The 16,510-nt window shown below is 58.6% G+C and carries 14 protein-coding genes; 8 read left to right on the forward strand and 6 right to left on the reverse strand.

Annotated features, from left to right (window positions below; translation table 11 throughout):
- Positions 1-81: 81 nt before the first annotated feature.
- On the forward strand, positions 82-1,275 hold the full coding sequence (locus G5154_RS01550) for an aromatic amino acid transport family protein (RefSeq protein WP_421250171.1): 1,194 nt from the start codon (positions 82-84) through the stop codon (positions 1,273-1,275).
- A gap of 220 nt (positions 1,276-1,495) precedes the next feature.
- Positions 1,496-1,882 carry an MAPEG family protein gene (locus G5154_RS01555; protein ID WP_421250172.1) on the forward strand — a complete coding sequence of 129 codons (387 nt, stop codon included), beginning with the start codon at positions 1,496-1,498 and terminating at the stop codon, positions 1,880-1,882.
- Positions 1,883-1,995: 113 nt separating this feature from the next.
- Here the strand turns inward: G5154_RS01555 and G5154_RS01560 are convergent, their stop codons facing one another.
- Positions 1,996-3,399: a DEAD/DEAH box helicase gene (locus G5154_RS01560; protein ID WP_421250173.1), complete on the reverse strand. Its 1,404-nt coding sequence runs from the start codon at positions 3,397-3,399 to the stop codon at positions 1,996-1,998.
- A 348-nt stretch (positions 3,400-3,747) separates the two neighbouring features.
- On the opposite strand from G5154_RS01560, the gene G5154_RS01565 reads away from it, so the two are divergent.
- On the forward strand, positions 3,748-4,575 hold the full coding sequence (locus G5154_RS01565) for a substrate-binding periplasmic protein (protein WP_337072206.1): 828 nt from the start codon (positions 3,748-3,750) through the stop codon (positions 4,573-4,575).
- Between the two features lie 112 nt (positions 4,576-4,687).
- On the opposite strand, the gene aroC is transcribed toward G5154_RS01565, so the two are convergent.
- Positions 4,688-5,776, reverse strand: coding sequence for a chorismate synthase (gene aroC, locus G5154_RS01570; protein WP_021230156.1), 1,089 nt, complete (start codon positions 5,774-5,776; stop codon positions 4,688-4,690).
- 12 nt (positions 5,777-5,788) lie between these two features.
- A complete protein-coding gene (gene prmB / locus G5154_RS01575; protein ID WP_139462539.1) occupies positions 5,789-6,724 on the reverse strand; it encodes a 50S ribosomal protein L3 N(5)-glutamine methyltransferase in 936 nt (311 codons plus the stop codon).
- A gap of 82 nt (positions 6,725-6,806) precedes the next feature.
- Here prmB and smrB point away from each other — a divergent pair, with 82 nt between their 5' ends.
- On the forward strand, positions 6,807-7,331 hold the full coding sequence (gene smrB / locus G5154_RS01580) for an endonuclease SmrB (RefSeq protein WP_005333198.1): 525 nt from the start codon (positions 6,807-6,809) through the stop codon (positions 7,329-7,331).
- A 695-nt stretch (positions 7,332-8,026) separates the two neighbouring features.
- Positions 8,027-8,581, forward strand: a complete 555-nt coding sequence (locus G5154_RS01585; protein ID WP_041234263.1) for a porin family protein — start codon at positions 8,027-8,029, stop codon at positions 8,579-8,581.
- A 126-nt stretch (positions 8,582-8,707) separates the two neighbouring features.
- Here the strand turns inward: G5154_RS01585 and G5154_RS01590 are convergent, their stop codons facing one another.
- Together G5154_RS01590 and G5154_RS01595 are read right to left on the reverse strand one after the other, a co-directional pair.
- Positions 8,708-10,171 carry a chitinase gene (locus G5154_RS01590; protein ID WP_421250174.1) on the reverse strand — a complete coding sequence of 488 codons (1,464 nt, stop codon included), beginning with the start codon at positions 10,169-10,171 and terminating at the stop codon, positions 8,708-8,710.
- Positions 10,172-10,477: 306 nt separating this feature from the next.
- On the reverse strand, positions 10,478-11,698 hold the full coding sequence (locus G5154_RS01595) for a methyltransferase (RefSeq protein WP_421173221.1): 1,221 nt from the start codon (positions 11,696-11,698) through the stop codon (positions 10,478-10,480).
- Between the two features lie 183 nt (positions 11,699-11,881).
- On the opposite strand from G5154_RS01595, the gene G5154_RS01600 reads away from it, so the two are divergent.
- The gene (locus G5154_RS01600; protein ID WP_005333203.1) at positions 11,882-12,460 is read left to right on the forward strand and encodes a PhnA domain-containing protein; all 579 of its coding nucleotides are present in this window, start codon (positions 11,882-11,884) and stop codon (positions 12,458-12,460) included.
- A gap of 204 nt (positions 12,461-12,664) precedes the next feature.
- Here the strand turns inward: G5154_RS01600 and G5154_RS01605 are convergent, their stop codons facing one another.
- Positions 12,665-14,191, reverse strand: coding sequence for a fumarate hydratase (locus G5154_RS01605; RefSeq protein WP_005351759.1), 1,527 nt, complete (start codon positions 14,189-14,191; stop codon positions 12,665-12,667).
- Between the two features lie 294 nt (positions 14,192-14,485).
- On the opposite strand from G5154_RS01605, the gene pabB reads away from it, so the two are divergent.
- Together pabB and G5154_RS01615 are read left to right on the forward strand one after the other, a co-directional pair.
- Entirely contained in the window at positions 14,486-15,769 is a 1,284-nt protein-coding gene (gene pabB, locus G5154_RS01610) for an aminodeoxychorismate synthase component I (protein ID WP_421173224.1), read from the forward strand.
- Positions 15,770-15,811: 42 nt separating this feature from the next.
- A complete protein-coding gene (locus G5154_RS01615; protein WP_421173222.1) occupies positions 15,812-16,378 on the forward strand; it encodes a CoA pyrophosphatase in 567 nt (188 codons plus the stop codon).
- Positions 16,379-16,510: the final 132 nt, after the last annotated feature.

Here is a 16,510-nt window from a genome sequence, read left to right on the forward strand (position 1 = left end):
AACGCCAATCGGCCCCCTTTTGTTGACGTTAATGCTGACATCGTCTGTTTGCACTGACACCGCTACGTTCGGATGGATAACATGAATACCAAAACTCTGGGTTGTACCCTGTTGATTGCCGGCACCACCATAGGTGCCGGCATGCTGGCCCTGCCGCTGGCCTCCTCCTCCCTCGGCGGCCCCGCTACCCTGATGTTGATGGTCGGCCTCTGGGCCCTGATGGCCTTCACCGCCATGCTGCAAGTAGAGGCAAGCCTCAACACAGGCAAGTGGTACCTGCACCAGCTGGCGGATCATCTGCTCGGTCCCTGGGGCAAGCGCGTCGCCTCCTTCTGTATCCTGATGCTGTTCTACTCGCTGGCCTCCGCCTACATCAGCGGCGGCAGCAGCCTGCTGGCACAGGCGCTTGCCGATGCGGGCATGACCCTCAGCCAGGAGCAGGCCGCCTGGGCCTTTACCCTGCTGTTTGGCGGCATGGTCTGTGTCGGCACCCGCTCGGTGGATTACCTCAACCGGCTGATGTTCACTGTCAAACTGGTGATCATGGTGGTGGTGCTGGCGTTGCTGCTGCCCCGCACCGAAGGACAGCATCTGCTCTCAATGCCTCTGGCTCAGGGCCTGTTACTGGCGGGCCTGCCGGTCATCTTCACCTCGTTCGGCTTTCACGGCTCCATTCCGAGCGTGATGCTTTACCTCGGTGACTGCCCCAAGCAGCTGCGCCGGGTCTTTGTCTGGGGCTCTGCCCTGCCGCTGATCCTCTACGTGCTGTGGCAGGTGGCGATCCTCGGTCTGCTCGGCCAGCAAGCCCTGCTGCAAACCGGCGGCGCGCTGGACAGCCTGCTGGCCAACGTCGGCAAGCTGGTGAGCTGGCCGGCCTTCAATCAGGCTATGCACCTGTTTGCCGATCTGGCGCTCGCCACCTCCTTCCTCGGGGTGACGCTGGGGCTGTTCGACTTTATGGCCAAGGTAACCCGCCGCAAGGACAACTGGCAGGGACGCAGCCAGACCGGTCTTATCACCTTCGTGCCACCATTGCTGTTTGCCCTCTACTTCCCGCAGGGCTTTATCATGGCGCTTGGCTACGCTGCCATTGCGCTGGCGATCCTCGCGGTACTGCTGCCGGTAGCGCTGGTATGGCAGAGCCGCAAGCAAGCTCCCGCCCACCACTACCGCGCCCCGGGTGGCGTGGTGGCGCTGGGAGTGGCTGCCGCCATGGGCGCATTGATTGTCGGCGTCCAGATCAGCGTCAGCCTTGGAATGCTGCCCGCGCTGTAATCTTTGCTGTAATTCAATACGCCAGATAGGCAAAAGCCCCGCCAATCAGATTGGCGGGGCTTTTGCTATTGGGGTCTGCATAACGTGCGCCATATCGCAATATGACGGCTCAATCTGGTACTAATGGCTGCTACCCTCAAGGCAAGACCTTGAGATGCCGAGCAATGTGGCGTCTCTCAACACCAGCCACCCGATATCATCACACCGGGAGCCAGATACCATGACCATACTGCCTGTTTACGCGGCCCTGCTCGCTCTGCTGTTTGTGTTGCTGAGCATTCGTACCATTCGCACCCGTCACCGCCAGAAAGTGGCGCTCGGCCATGGCGATGATCCCGCCATGCTGCGGGCCATGCAGGTGCACGCCAACTTTGCCGAGTATGTCCCCCTCGCTCTGCTACTGATCTATTTCGTCGAAACCGGCAGCCATGCCCCCTGGGTGGTTCATCTGCTGGGGAGTGCCTTGCTGCTGGGTCGCCTCTGTCACGCCTTTGGCATGAGTCGCACACCGGAGAATTTCCGCTATCGGGTGATGGGAATGGGGCTGACCTTCACGGTGATCCTGGTGAGCGCGGCCTGTCTCCTGCTCACCGCCCTGCTCTCCTGACCAGAGCAGGTCAGCCAAACGCGGAGCCGCCGAAACAGAAATAGAAAAGCCCTGCCGATATGGCAGGGCTTTTCGTTTAACCGTTCAGAGCGGGAGAGTGACTCTCCTTGCCCTTACTGGTTGTGGCTGGCGCGACGGGGACGACGGGCCTGAGCCGGCTTGGCGGCGCCATCAGCCGAACGCTGACCACCCTGGGGCTTGGGCTTGCCGCCGTTGCCGGAGCGGTTAGCGCCTGAGTTGCCACCGTTGTTGCCGGAGCGAGCGGCCCCCTGACGCTGGCCTTGACCTTGCGGACGCGGCGCACGGCGCTGCTCGCTCGGGTCACGGGGCTCTTTGCGCAGCGGCGCGCCGATACCACGGGCGATGTTGTCGAGGGTCTCACGGGATGCTTCGAAGCCGGGCACCTGCTCGCAGGGGATGTTCTGCTTGGTCAGCCGCTCGATGGCCTTGATCAGTTTGCCTTCATCGGCAGCAACCAGCGAGATGGCGTGACCGGCAGCGCCAGCACGGCCGGTACGACCGATGCGGTGAACATAATCTTCCGCCACGTTCGGCAGCTCGAAGTTCACTACCTGCGGCAGCTTGTCGATATCGAGGCCACGGGCCGCGATGTCGGTCGCCACCATCACACGCACGCTGCCATCCTTGAAACCGGCCAGCGCGCGGGTACGGGCACCCTGGCTCTTGTTGCCGTGAATGGCGGCGGCACTGATGCCATCTTTTTCAAGCTTCTCGGCAACCCGGTTGGCGATGTGCTTGGTACGGGTAAAGACCAGCACCTGCTGCCAGTTGTTGCTGGAGATCAGGTGGCTCAGCAGCGCGATCTTGTTGGCCTTGTCGCACGGGTGCACCAGCTGTTCGATACGCTCGGCGGTGCTGTTGCGCGGGGCGACTTCAATGACAGCCGGGTTATCCAGCAGACCAGTGGCCAGCTCGCGAATTTCGTCGGCGAAGGTGGCGGAGAAGAGCAGGTTCTGGCGCTTCTTCGGCAGCAGGGTCAGGATGCGGCGGATGTCGCGGATAAAGCCCATGTCGAGCATGCGATCCGCTTCGTCCAGCACCAGGATCTCCACCTCGTCAAACTTGACGGCATTCTGGTTGTAGAGATCGATCAGACGGCCCGGACAGGCCACCAGCACGTCCAGACCACGGCGAGTCGCCATCATCTGCGGGTTGATGCTCACGCCACCAAATACCACGTGGCTGCGCAGGGGCAGATGCTTGCCGTAGTTGCGCACGCTCTCGCCCACCTGGGCGGCCAGCTCGCGCGTCGGGGTCAGTACCAGCGCACGGACGCGGTTCGGAGAGACCTTGCGCTTGCTCTCCATCAGACGTTGCAGCATCGGCAGGGTAAAGCCTGCGGTCTTGCCGGTCCCTGTTTGGGCCGCCGCCATCAGATCGCGGCCAGCCAGAACGGCGGGGATCGCTTGCTGCTGAATGGGAGACGGGGTGTCGTAGCCTTGTTCGGCAACGGCACGCAACAAGGGTTCGGCCAGACCGAGGGAAGTAAAACTCATAGTTACCTGCTAGGGATAGGGGCGCCGGGGATTTGTGGTGGGGCTCCTCTGCTGAGCCGATGCCATCTCACAAGATCTGGGCCTATTGAGAAAACAACGATTTCCCCGGGGAGCAGAGCAAAGGGGAAAGAATAGGGGCGCAGTCTAACGGAGTTGTGCCGGATAAACGAGAAAAATGTGATGCTCCTCCCAGCACGTACAGAAAAGCCCCCTCCTCTGCCTCGAATAATCACGCTGACAGATGACGCACGCACCACACTATTAACTGACTACTTATTACCTGCCCCTTCATCGGGCCGCGGGTACTCGGGATAGAAGAACAAAAAGCAGAATAACGAGGTTCACGCTATGAGCACGCAATATCGTCCCCACGGCAACTGGCAGGCCTGGTTCTGCCTACTGCTTCTGCTGACACCTTCCCTGCAGGCCAGTCAGCCCCTGACCGTTGCCTGGAGCCACTGGCCTCCCTTCAGCCAGCTCAATAACAAGGGGCAGTTGGCCGGGCTGGATGTCAGCCTGACCCGCCAGATCCTTACCCAGGCAGGATTCACCCCCAAGTTTCGCGAGATCCCCTGGGCACGGGCACTGCATCTGGTAGAACACGATCAGCTGGATGTAGCGATGGCCGCGCTACCACTACCAGAGCGGCAAAAGTATGCCCGCTTCTCTGCCCCCTATCGCCAGAGTGCCTATGTGCTGTTGAGTAATAACCCTATCCCCGGCCATCAGGATCGCTGGGGAAAGCTCGATACCTTGTCCAAACTGTGCCACAACAAGGAGCTCAAAATTGGCAAACTACGCGGTACTCGCCCCATTCATCAAATTGAGGGATGTCCTGCCCTCAAAGTGGCGACCGAGTACAATGCAGATGATCGGCTGATCGATCTGCTGCTAGCCCGCCGCCTCGATGGCATCATCATGGAGTGGCAGTATGCTCGCTATCGGCTCTCCCAATTGGGTGCCGAGGGATTTATCAGCTGCCAGCTATTACTGCACCACCAGCCGGTCAGCCTGATGTTTGCCAAAAATAGCGTGAGTGACGCGCAGCTCCTCAAAATCAACAAGGCCATCGAGGCCTTGCCCAAGCACCACAGCAAGTTCTCTCCACCCAGTTGCCGCCTCGATGCCGATCCGGGGGCAGCGGATCTGCTGACTCGCACCCTCCGCACGCATTGACGGATTAAGCAATGACCAGAAATAACAAAGGCGACCCGGAGGTCGCCTTTGATGTGTTTGTAGAGCCAGCCCCCTGAACAGGGCGCGCTCAGTCGATAGGCTACAGCGCAGATCAGCGCAGCTGCGGGGTATGGGTCAACACCCCCTGATTCTGGGCACGATGGCGCAGCAGGTGATCCATCAACACCAGTGCCAGCATGGCCTCGGCAATAGGCACGGCGCGAATGCCGACACAAGGATCGTGGCGCCCCTTGGTGATCATCTCGATGGCCTCGCCTTCGGTATTGATGGTCTTGCCCGGCACAGTGATGCTGGAAGTAGGCTTGAGCGCCATGCTTACCACGATATCCTGACCTGACGAGATCCCACCCAGAATGCCGCCCGCATGGTTGCTGGCAAAGCCCGCCGGAGTCATCTCGTCACGATGCTCGGAGCCTTTTTGCTCCACTACCGCAAAGCCATCGCCGATCTCCACCCCTTTCACCGCATTGATGCCCATCATGGCGTGGGCGATATCGGCGTCGAGACGATCAAACACCGGCTCACCCAGGCCCACCGGCACATTGCGCGCAATGACCTGCACCTTGGCACCGATACTGTTGCCCTCTTTTTTCAGGTCGCGCATATATTGATCGAGCTCTTCCAGCTTGCCCGCATCGGGGAAGAAGAAGGGATTCTGCTCAATCTGCGCCGCGTCAAACGCCTCAGCCTTGATGGGGCCGAGCTGGGAGAGAAAACCGGTGATCTCGATGCCATGTACCTGTTTCAGGTACTTCTTGGCAATCGCCCCCGCCGCCACTCGCATCGCGGTCTCGCGGGCAGATGAGCGACCACCGCCACGATAGTCCCGCTGACCATACTTCTGGTGGTAGGTGTAGTCAGCATGACCCGGCCGGAACAGATCCTTGATATCGGAGTAATCCTTGGAGCGCTGATCGGTATTCTCGATGAGCAGCCCGATGGAGGTGCCGGTGGTCTTGCCCTCGAACACCCCGGAGAGGATCTTCACCTCGTCCGGCTCGCGGCGCGGCGTGGTGTAGCGGGAAGTGCCGGGCTTGCGCCGATCCAGATCCCCCTGCAGATCCGCTTCGCTGATCTCCAGCCCAGGCGGGCAACCATCGACCACGGCGCCCAGCGCCAGGCCGTGGCTCTCGCCAAAGGTAGTGACCCGAAAGAGTTGACCAAAACTGTTCCCTGCCATGCGCGCTCCTGCTTAGTTCTTGTAGATGGCGAAATGATCCTGATACTGCACCAGCTCTTCACGGGTCATCACAAAGACGCCGTGACCGCCGTTTTCGAATTCAACCCAGGTAAAGGGGATCTCGGGGAACTGGGCTTCCAGATGGATCATGCTGTTGCCCACTTCGACCACCAGCACGCCGTTATCCTTGAGGAAATCTGCCGCATGGGCCAGCAGACGCTTGGTCAGCTTGAGGCCATCGGAACCGGACGCCAGCGCCAGCTCTGGCTCGTGACGGAACTCTTCCGGCAGATCCGACATATCTTCGGAATCCACATAGGGCGGATTGGAGACGATGAGATCGTACTTGTCACCCGCGGGCAGATCGCGGAACAGATCGGAGCGGATCGGAATGACCTGCTGCTCCAACCCGTGATCGTTGATGTTGCGCTCGGCCACGTTCAGCGCATCGATGCTGATGTCGATGGCATCCACTTCCGCTTCCGGGAACTCGTGGGCCATGATGATGGCGATACAGCCGGAGCCGGTGCACAGGTCCATGATCCGGGTCGGTTCATGTTTGAGGAAAGGCGCGAAACGGTTGGCCACCATCTCGGCAATGGGGGAACGGGGAATGAGCACCCGCTCGTCCACGTAGAATTCCCAACCTGCATACCAAGCCTTGTTGGTCAGGTAGGCGGCAGGTACCCGCTCCTGTACGCGGCGGATAATCAGCTCGGCAATACGGTGACGCTCGCTGCTGGTCAGACGGGAGTGGCGCATGGCCGGGTCTACATCCGGTGGCAGATGTAACGCGGGCAGTACCAGCTGCACAGCTTCATCCCAGGCGTTGTCGGTTCCATGACCGTAAAAAATCCCGGCGTCGTTGAAACGACTCATGGCCCAACGCAACATGTCCTGGATGGTGTGCATCTCGGCAACCACCTCATCGATAAATATCTTGTCCAAATCCACCTCCAAGTCGAGTAATATCCGGCCCGAGCCCCGTTTACCTAGCGGGCAAGACGCATACCTAATACATGAGCATCTGATGAAAAAAACGCCCTCACCGACAGACGAGGAAACCCTGCTGTTCCGCGATGCGATAAAAGGTACCCGGAAAATCAAGCAAGATACCATAAGGGCCGAGTTACGCCCGGTCAAGCAGAAACGCGAATTGCGCGAAACCCGCGAAAAGCTTGGGGTTGACCACTATTTCAGCGATGAGTATCAGCCCCATCTTGACGACGATGGGCCGACCCGTTACGTGCGGGAAGATGTGTCAAAATTTGAGCTGAAAAAGCTCAAGCGGGGCATTTATCCGCCGGAGATCTATCTCGATCTGCACGGCATGAACCAGCAGCAGGCAAAACAGGAACTGGCCGCCCTGCTCACCCTCTGCCAAAAAGAGAACATTCACGTCGCCTCGGTGATGCACGGCATCGGCAAACATATTCTCAAGCAGCGCATTCCCAGCTGGCTGGCCCAGCACCCCAATGTGCGCGCCTTCCATCAGGCCCCCCGTGAATGGGGTGGCGACAGCGCCATTCTGGTGTTGCTGGATATTGAAGAGTAGAAGGGAGTAAAAGCAGTGCCCCCACTCGCCCAGCCTAACGGGCAACTCGAATCGTAGCAGTGATAGAGTCGGGACAAGATTGGCCGCTAACCGGGGGATTTGATGCTGCGATAACCGAGAGTGGCACCTGAGGTTGCACAAAAGCAGCACCGCATCACCTCCAAGGAGACATATTCAGTCAGTACACCCATAGCCATTACCGGAAAACCCCTCCAGGCGCCGACCGGTGCGTTTGTGGTGCGCTGACAATCCTGGCTGTGGAAAAATCGGTAGCAAAGGGGGCGGCCAGCATCTTGTAGCGGACTTTGTAGCGGACTACACCACAATGGCTACCCCCCTCTAATATACCGTCACAAGAAATCACCATCTTGTTCACCATCCAGTCCACGTTTAAAGGCATATATTGCCAGCCTAACATCCCGTTACACTAAGTTGATTCGTGCAGAAAACAAATGAAATTTGCAATTTATCAGCGCTCGTTTCAGATGGTATTGATACAGTTCACCATTGTTCAGGCATAATATAACCACTCTCACCTCCCATCATAACAGTTATGGGGGCTCTGATTATTCATCTCGCTGACAATATGAGATATTGCCACTCACTACTGGCCTGCGAATATAAGACAAGCTCACCCGAGCCCATATAAATATGTTCGTCGCAGCCATATTCCACGCTATTTAATTGGAACCTGCATGATGAAGTTATTCACTCCCCTTGTGATTGCCACGGCGATCTTCTCTTCCGTGGCAATAGCGACCCCTTCTCCCCATATCGTCGGCGCCACCCTTGGCTATGGCACCCAGTCATTCAAAGCCAAAAATGGGGAGCAGGCCGATGGCGGTGACAGCGTTACCGCCGATCTCTATTACCGTTATATGTTCAACGATTATATCGGTATCGATTCCGGAGTATTGTTTGGTACCGGTGGTGTGGTCAGCGCCCTCTTCGATGCCACCCTCAATGACGTGAAAGATATCCATTACAAAGGGATCCGCTCTGCCCTGTATGCACAATACCCGGTCTCTTCCGGCAACAGCTTTTATGCCAAACTGGGCGCCAACGCCCACAGAGTCGAATACACCATCAACAAGGAAGATCAGAGCGACTCCGGGGTCGGTTTTTATGGCGCTGCGGGTTGGCAATATCGCTTTGATTCCGGCATCGGGCTCAATGCGGAGTACCAATATATCCCCATGCCTCGACTCGATGTCAAAGGGGTCAGTGTCGGCCTCAACTACCGTTTCTGATCCCGCCTGATGGGGCGACAACGGACAGATAACGGGTAAAAAAGCAGGGAGATATCTCCTCCCTGCTGCCTGCTTGTTTCCACTACCGATAGATCATGGTGATTGACCATGATCCCAACGGCAACCTTATTTGGTCACCACCACAGCCCAGGGACCACCTTTGGCGGGCTCATCTCCTTGCGTCCACCATTTGGCCTGATAGACGGCGCCCTTGTAGCTCACCTTGTTGCCCGCGGTATAGACCTTGCTGGCCTCCCAGGCAGGCTGGCCATCAAGGGGCGGGTCAACCGGATCGACCGGGGCAGGATCGAGCTTGGCGACGATCCGCACTTTCGGCCAGTTGGCGTGGGAGCCGTAGAAGTTGGTCACGCACTTCTGGTAATCGCCCGGCACCAGCGCCGAGTAGGCGGTCTGGAAGCCGACCAGCTCACACTCGAAGGAGTAGCCACCCGGGCGATCCGGATAGTATTTCCAGTTGCCATCCCAGTTGGTGTAGAGCACGTCGGTGGCACCGTTGAGGTTGAGGCTGCCATAGGGCGTTTGCTGCCAGCAGGTATTCTTCTCATCGGCCTTGACCGGGATCTGGTAGTGATTGGCCAGCCCTTCCCAGTAGCGAATGCGGTTGACCGGCTGCCCCTTGTCCTTGTTCTGTTCGCCACACTCGATGCCGCCATTGATGACGTTGATGGTGGTGCCAAAGCCGTAGCCTATACCGGCATCCACTTCCCGTTTGGAGGGTACCCAAGTGCGGTCAATCACGTGCAGCATGGCTGGCTTGGGTGCCTGTGGCGTCAGGAAGAACCAGATAGCCGAGGCGAGGTTGAGCCAGGAGTCCGCCACCAGCCCCGGGTTGTTGAGCAGCACAGAGGCATCGCCATCGAACATCGCCTCGGAGAAGGCGCCGTAGTTGAAGTGGTATGAGAGCTGCTTGGCACCGCGGCCAAAGTAGCCTTGTCCGGTACTGCAGGGCCACTTCTTGTTTTGCCAGTCGTTCTGACCGCAACCGGTGGTGTAGCCGGTCTGTCCCTCTGACCAGCCCATCTCCCGCACATGCACCAGCGCCTGTTGCCACTCCTCCAGCCCCAGCGGGTTATCAGAGACGTTCTCCTTGGCAATATGGCCGCCCGTCTCCTGAGAGAAGTGGGCAAAGGCCGTCACAATGGATTTTTTACAGATCGCATCAGAATCGCGCCCATCGGTATATTCACCGCAGAACGCAGGAAATTTACCGATGGCCCGCAAGAAGCGGACATAGGTATATTCCGGCGCGGCCATCTGGGTTAAATATTCCCATTCAGATTGGGGAAATACCCGTTCAACCCGTTTTACGTTGTCAGGATTGCTTGCCAGACCCGGTTCAATGGCATCGACTATTTTATTTGACCGGGTGGCCAGTGCCTTGGCCCATATTGCATACATGGGGTTGGCCGTCTTGGCCTTTTCCACAGCGGCCAGATCCGGGGCCGCAATCACATATCCTCCCGCATTTTGCGGATCGGGTTGAATATTCATGGCTGCACTCATTGCGGCATAGCTTGGCAATGTGCAAGCGGCAGCGATCAGCCAGGCACAACGCTTGGGTTTGAACATGTTTATCGTCCTTGTTTGAATTAATGCGCTCCAAGAGTAGGTGTTCCAACAACTAAATTCACGATGAAAATTAAGAAATGCGCGTAATTTGTGAACCATTTCACCTTGTGCTACTCAACGCAGCTAAAACGACATAAAAGAACTCAAACGATGACCATTTTGGCCTGTTTTGTCACCCGTATGGGGAGGCGAAAGACGATCAGATGATCTGTCACCAATTTATTATTCGTGGCAAAAAAAATGGCTGACCCGCTTCACCCGTCAGCCATCAACAATGTTCAAATAACGCTCACAAAGAGCTCGGTGTCAGGCGCGCACGGCACGGATCAATATATTGCGCGGGGTCATGGGTTTGGCACAGAACTCCCCCACTTCGACCCGATAACCCTGCTCTTGTAAAAAGAGCGCGCGATCCAGCGCCAGCCAGATCTCGAGGGGACGGCGAAACAAATGACGCACCAGCTCCATGCGGGCGACATCGCCAAAGCGGCGCTCCCCGTGTTCCAGCCAGGCGGAATAGTCGAGCCCGGCGGGCAGCACAATCCCTTTGCGTTCAGCAGCCCAAACGCAGAATGCCTCGAAGGTGCCGGTCAGCAGGCTCTTTTGCATATTGGGCACCGGCAGATACTCATCTATGCCACGCACCTGACGCTGCAGGCAGTCAAACCCGAGACGCCACACCACTTCCTGCTCACGCAAGCGGGCTATCCGCGCACCGCCGGTGACCGTCTCCTGTAGCGGCAACTTGAGATCCGCCTTGCTCAACACCAGCTCGCTGGAGTTGGCCGCGGCCGACAGCGGGCGATAGTGGCTGCTGCGGATCAGGTGGTAACAACAGGGAGAGATAGTCACGCCGCGGGCACTGCGTTCGGCCACCCGCTCCAGCAGATGGGTGTGCAGCTCGCCGCAGGCATGGAGTGCCATAGCGTGATGTTCGGGGGCGATCAGCGCCGCCGACTCGGGGGCAAAAGCATCGGCGCAGGTAAAGGTCATATTCGCGCCATCCCGCTCGGCCAGCAGCCGACCTTCGTCACAAAGCTGCCCTTGCAACTCCAGACTGAGGATAGGAGCCTGTCGATGAAGTGACACCAGCCGCCCAAGATGCCCCTTGCCAGCACACCACTCCAGATAGGGGCCCTGATGGGCAGGCAGACAGGCGGTGAACGACTCGATCTGGGCCTGCTTGCGCCCCGGCATATGCAGCGCCATCTCCTTGCTGCAGGTGATGGGCTCAGGGGTAAACGGGGCAAGCTGGCTGAGTTGCTGCAGCTCGGCTCCCTCGGCAATCCAGGGGGCAAGCAGACTGCTGAGGGCATCCATATCCGCATCGAACTCCGCCAACTGGGTCAGCGTCAGCCCATTGAGCAACGTCGCCAGTTCGGGCACCTCATCGGCAAAGGCCATGGTCAAATGATGATATGGCTGATATTGCCACCAGCGTCGGTAGCGGGTGAGCAGTCGATCCAGTTGTTGAAAACGTTGAGCCAGCACGAATGCCCCTGCCTTGCAGTCAAAAAGGAGGCTCATTCTAGCGATCCCGCTTCAAATTGCACTCTCAATACCAAACGATCAGCGCCGCGCAACAGCACAGCCAACCTTGTGAGCCAGGGCAGACCTGACAAAGTGCGGGGTTTTATGCTATATTCCGCCCCCTCTTTCACGCGCCCCGCCCAACGCGGGTCGCTTTACACTAGCTATGGGACCAACAACATGACCATCAACGCCATTCTGCAAGCGCGCGCGGGCGCCAAGTGTGAACTGTGCAGCGCCGAGCAGGCGCTGACCGCCTTCGTGGTGCCTCACTCCCCCGCCAGCGACGATGATCACAGCGTTGCTATCTGTGACACCTGCCGTGGTCAGCTGGAACAACCGGATACCCTGGTGGTCAACCACTGGCGTTGCCTGAGTGACAGCATGTGGAGCCAGGTGCCTGCGGTGCAGGTGATGGCATGGCGGCAGCTGAAAGCTCTCTCCGGCAAGGGTGAAGTGTGGGCTCAGGATCTGCTGGACATGATGTACATGGAAGACGAAGCCAAGGCTTGGGCTGAAGCTGGTATTGCTGACGAAGATGACGACAGCGTACCGACCGTTGACTCCAACGGCGCCGTGCTGCAAGAGGGCGACTCCGTTACCCTGATCAAGGATCTGGACGTGAAAGGCGCCGGTTTCACCGCCAAGCGCGGCACCCTGGTCAAGGGCATCCGTCTGACCAACAACCCGCTTCATATCGAAGGCAAGGTCAACGGCGTGCAGATCGTACTGGTTGCTGCCTACCTGAAAAAGGCCTAAGCCAAGGGCGATTGCTCTGCTGTCTGCTGCCAGAGCACAAGCACAACGGAAAAAGGATGGCGTCACGCCATCCTTTTTTATACCCGCTTGCCGCAAACGGCCAACTTGAGCCCATAACAGGCCAGCCAAAGCAACAAGGCGCATCCGGATGGACGCGCCTTCTTTACAGGGCCGATACCGTTAACCGGCATCGGAAACGGTCACTCAGGAGGAGAGTTTGCCATCCAGCTCGGCAATCTTGGCCGACCAGTAGGCCGGGCCGGTTTCGTGGATATTGTTGCCTTCGGAATCGACGGCAACGGTCACCGGCATATCTTCCACTTCAAACTCGTAGATCGCTTCCATGCCGAGATCGGCAAAGGCCACCACACGCGCCTTCTTGATTGCTTTGGCCACCAAATAGGCTGCGCCGCCCACCGCCATCAGATAGACGGCCTTGTGCTGCTTGATGCTCTCGACGGTTTTCGGGCCACGCTCGGATTTGCCGATCATGCCGATAAGGCCGGTTTCACCCAGCATCATGTCGGTGAACTTGTCCATCCGGGTGGAGGTGGTGGGGCCTGCCGGGCCAACCACTTCGTCGCGCACCGCATCGACCGGGCCAACGTAATAGATAAAGCGGTTGGTGAAATCGACCCCTTCCGGCAACCCTTCACCATTTTTCAGCATGTCGGCGATGCGCTTGTGGGCGGCGTCGCGACCGGTGAGGATCTTGCCCGACAGCAGCACGGTATCACCGCTCTTCCAGCTGGCCAGCTCGGCCTTGGTGATGCCATCGACGTTGACGCGGCGCACATTGCCACCCGCTTCACGGGTAATCTCCGGCCAGTCGCTCAGTTTCGGCGGAGTCAGCTCGGCGGGGCCTGAACCATCCAGCTCGAAGTGAACGTGACGGGTAGCGGCGCAGTTGGGGATCATCACCACCGGCTTGGAGGCGGCGTGAGTCGGCGCAGATTTCACCTTCACATCCAGCACGGTAGTGAGACCACCCAGCCCCTGGGCACCGATCCCCAGCTTGTTGACCTTGTCGTAGAGCTCGACCCGTAGCTTCTCCTCTGTGGTTTGCGGGCCACGGGCGATCAGCTCCTGAATGTCGATGTGCTCCATCAGGGCCTCTTTGGCCAGCACCGCCGCTTTCTCGGCGGTACCGCCGATGCCGATGCCCAGCATGCCGGGTGGGCACCAGCCTGCTCCCATGGTCGGCACGGTTTTGAGCACCCACTCGACGATATCGTCAGAGGGGTTGAGCATCACCATCTTGGATTTGTTCTCGGAGCCGCCCCCTTTGGCCGCGATGCTCACTTCCACCTTGTTGCCGGGGATCATGTCGATATGCACCACGGCAGGGGCGTTGTCTTTGGTGTTTTTGCGACTGCCAGCCGGATCGGCCAGCACGGAGGCGCGCAGCGGGTTGTCAGGATTGGTGTAGGCACGACGGGTCCCTTCGTCCACCATCTCCTGCACCGTCATGTCGCTGTCCCACTGCACTTGCATGCCAATCTTGACGAAACAGGTCACGATGCCGGTGTCCTGGCAGAGCGGACGATGACCTTCGGCGGACATGCGGGAGTTGATCAGGATCTGGGCCAGTGCATCTTTGGCGGCCGGGTTGGCCTCACGGTCATACGCCGCTTTGGCAGCCTGAACAAAATCCAACGGGTGGTAATAGGAGATGTACTGGAGGGCATCTGCGATAGAATCGATGAAATCCTGTTTTTTTATAATGCTCATATCATCCTCACTGGTCCTTGTCTCTGCCACAGAGCAGGGCAAGGGCTTCCATATGATGGGCCGTGCTGACGTGCTGGCTAAAAACTATCAACCAGCAAAAAACGAACGACACGGCAGTTTTTTCTTAAGTCACCGACACCTATGATACGCTTGCCCACCAGCACCGACTAGGGTTCGGGAACCAAACTGTTGCCTGTGTAACATAAAATGACGCCAACACTTCATATCCATCATCTAGACCACAGTGCTGAACTCCATCAGCTTTTTGCCCGCCTGCAACATCAGCCGTGGGCCATGTTGCTGGAATCGGCGGGGCCACTCGGCGCCGATAACGGCTTTGATATCATCACCGCCGATCCGCTGGCGACCCTCGAAACCCGCGGCGAGGTGACCACTCTGCGTGTCGGGATGAATATCAGCAAACACCATGAGGATCCCCTAGCCCTGCTGGCCCATATCCAGCAACAGCTGCTGGGAGAGCTGGAACTGTGCTCTACTCACCTACCCTTTATTGGCGGTGCCCTCGGTCTGTTTGGCTATGATCTCGGCCGCCGCTTCGAGCGACTGCCAGTGCAGGCCGCCGCCGATATCGCGGTGCCGGACATGGCGGTGGGTATCTACGACTGGGCGCTGCTGCGCAATGTGGCGACTGGCGACTGGCAGCTGGTGCACTGGGGGGATGAAGCGGGACTTGCCAAGCGGCTGGCCTGGCTTGAACAGCAGCAGACCAACCCGGCCCCCGCTTTTGCCTTGCTGGGGTCGTGGCAGAGCAATATGAGCCGCGCCGAGTATGGCGAGAAGTTTGCCCGCATTCAGGAATATCTCGCCGCGGGGGATTGCTACCAGATCAACCTGACCCAGCGTTTCAGCGCCCCCTATCAGGGTGATGAGTGGCAGGCCTATTGCCTGCTGGCGGCTGCCAACAAGGCACCCTTCTCTGCCTTTATCCGCTTGCCGGATAGTGCGCTGCTGAGCCTCTCCCCCGAGCGGTTCCTGCTGCTTGATGGCCGTCATATCGAAACCAAACCCATCAAAGGCACTCGCCCTCGCCACCCCGATCCGGCGGCCGATCGACAAGTCGCGCAGGAGCTGGCGCAGGCGGACAAGGACAGATCAGAGAATCTGATGATCGTTGATCTGCTGCGCAACGATATCGGTCGGGTCAGCCGGCCTGGCTCGGTCAGCGTGCCTCATCTCTTTGCTGTGGAGTCGTTTCCGGCGGTACATCATCTGGTCTCCACCATCCACAGTGAGCTGGATGCACACTGGCAAGGAGTCGATCTGCTGCGGGCCTGTTTCCCGGGTGGCTCCATCACCGGCGCACCCAAGATACGCGCCATGGAGATCATCGAAGAGCTGGAACCCCAGCGTCGCAACGCCTATTGCGGCAGCATCGGCTATCTCAGCCAGCATGGCCGGATGGATACCAGCATCTGCATTCGCACTTTGATCGCCGAAGCGGGTCGCCTGCACTGCTGGGCCGGTGGCGGCATCATCGCCGACTCCGACGCCGACAGCGAATATCAGGAGACTTATGACAAGGTCGCCCGCATCCTGCCGCCGCTGTCGGCGCTTTAACCCTCCCCACTGTCTGGCCAACGCACAGGAGATCTCCCCGCCATGGATCGCCACGAACTGCTGACCCGCTTCCAGTTGCAGCGACCCGCCCCGGCCCATCGCCTCGCCATCGGCGGGCTCAGTCCGGCGGCAGTATTGATCCCGGTGGTGATGCGCGATGAGGGGCTCAGCGTGTTATTGACCCGGCGCAGCCCACGGCTACGTCATCATGGGGGGCAGATCAGCTTCCCCGGCGGGCGACAGGATCCGGGCGACGAAAACCTGATTGCCACGGCGCTGCGGGAGACCGAAGAGGAGCTCGGCATTCCGGCCCGGCTGATTGAAGTGATCGGCACCCTCAACCCACTCAATACGGTGTCACGATTCGAGGTGCTGCCGGTGCTGGGGCTGCTCGATGGCAACTATCCCCTCATTCTGAGTCCGGATGAGGTGGATCACGCCTTCGAAGTGCCGCTGACCCATCTGCTGGATCGGCGCAACCATATCCCCCTGACCCTTTACAGAGGGGGGAAACCGCACACCATCTACTGGATCCCCTGGCAACAGCACTTTATCTGGGGGGCTACCGCCAGCATGATCAACCAGCTAGCCCAGCATCTCGCAAAATAACAATTTACCTACATTTGGCTGGGCGAGATTTAATCATTAACACTAAAATAACGTGCCAATTGATAAACAATAATTGAATTTTTCTTGTTTTGATCACATTTCCATAAGAAAGTGCGGTTTTTCGTGCCGTAA

It is taken from the genome of Aeromonas sp. 600527 (genome assembly GCF_049175415.1).
Classification (GTDB): Bacteria; Pseudomonadota; Gammaproteobacteria; order Enterobacterales; family Aeromonadaceae; genus Aeromonas; species Aeromonas veronii_A.

Coding starts and splice junctions, on each gene's coding strand:
- G5154_RS01595 (WP_421173221.1), bottom strand. CDS start 11,698: ATGAGCCTCCTTTTTGACTGCAAGGCAGGGGCATTCGTGCTGGCTCAA.
- G5154_RS01565 (WP_337072206.1), top strand. CDS start 3,748: ATGAGCACGCAATATCGTCCCCACGGCAACTGGCAGGCCTGGTTCTGC.
- G5154_RS01615 (WP_421173222.1), top strand. CDS start 15,812: ATGGATCGCCACGAACTGCTGACCCGCTTCCAGTTGCAGCGACCCGCC.
- aroC (WP_021230156.1), bottom strand. CDS start 5,776: ATGGCAGGGAACAGTTTTGGTCAACTCTTTCGGGTCACTACCTTTGGC.
- G5154_RS01550 (WP_421250171.1), top strand. CDS start 82: ATGAATACCAAAACTCTGGGTTGTACCCTGTTGATTGCCGGCACCACC.
- pabB (WP_421173224.1), top strand. CDS start 14,486: ATGTTGCTGGAATCGGCGGGGCCACTCGGCGCCGATAACGGCTTTGAT.
- G5154_RS01600 (WP_005333203.1), top strand. CDS start 11,882: ATGACCATCAACGCCATTCTGCAAGCGCGCGCGGGCGCCAAGTGTGAA.
- G5154_RS01555 (WP_421250172.1), top strand. CDS start 1,496: ATGACCATACTGCCTGTTTACGCGGCCCTGCTCGCTCTGCTGTTTGTG.
- smrB (WP_005333198.1), top strand. CDS start 6,807: ATGAAAAAAACGCCCTCACCGACAGACGAGGAAACCCTGCTGTTCCGC.
- G5154_RS01585 (WP_041234263.1), top strand. CDS start 8,027: ATGATGAAGTTATTCACTCCCCTTGTGATTGCCACGGCGATCTTCTCT.
- G5154_RS01605 (WP_005351759.1), bottom strand. CDS start 14,191: ATGAGCATTATAAAAAAACAGGATTTCATCGATTCTATCGCAGATGCC.
- G5154_RS01560 (WP_421250173.1), bottom strand. CDS start 3,399: ATGAGTTTTACTTCCCTCGGTCTGGCCGAACCCTTGTTGCGTGCCGTT.
- G5154_RS01590 (WP_421250174.1), bottom strand. CDS start 10,171: ATGTTCAAACCCAAGCGTTGTGCCTGGCTGATCGCTGCCGCTTGCACA.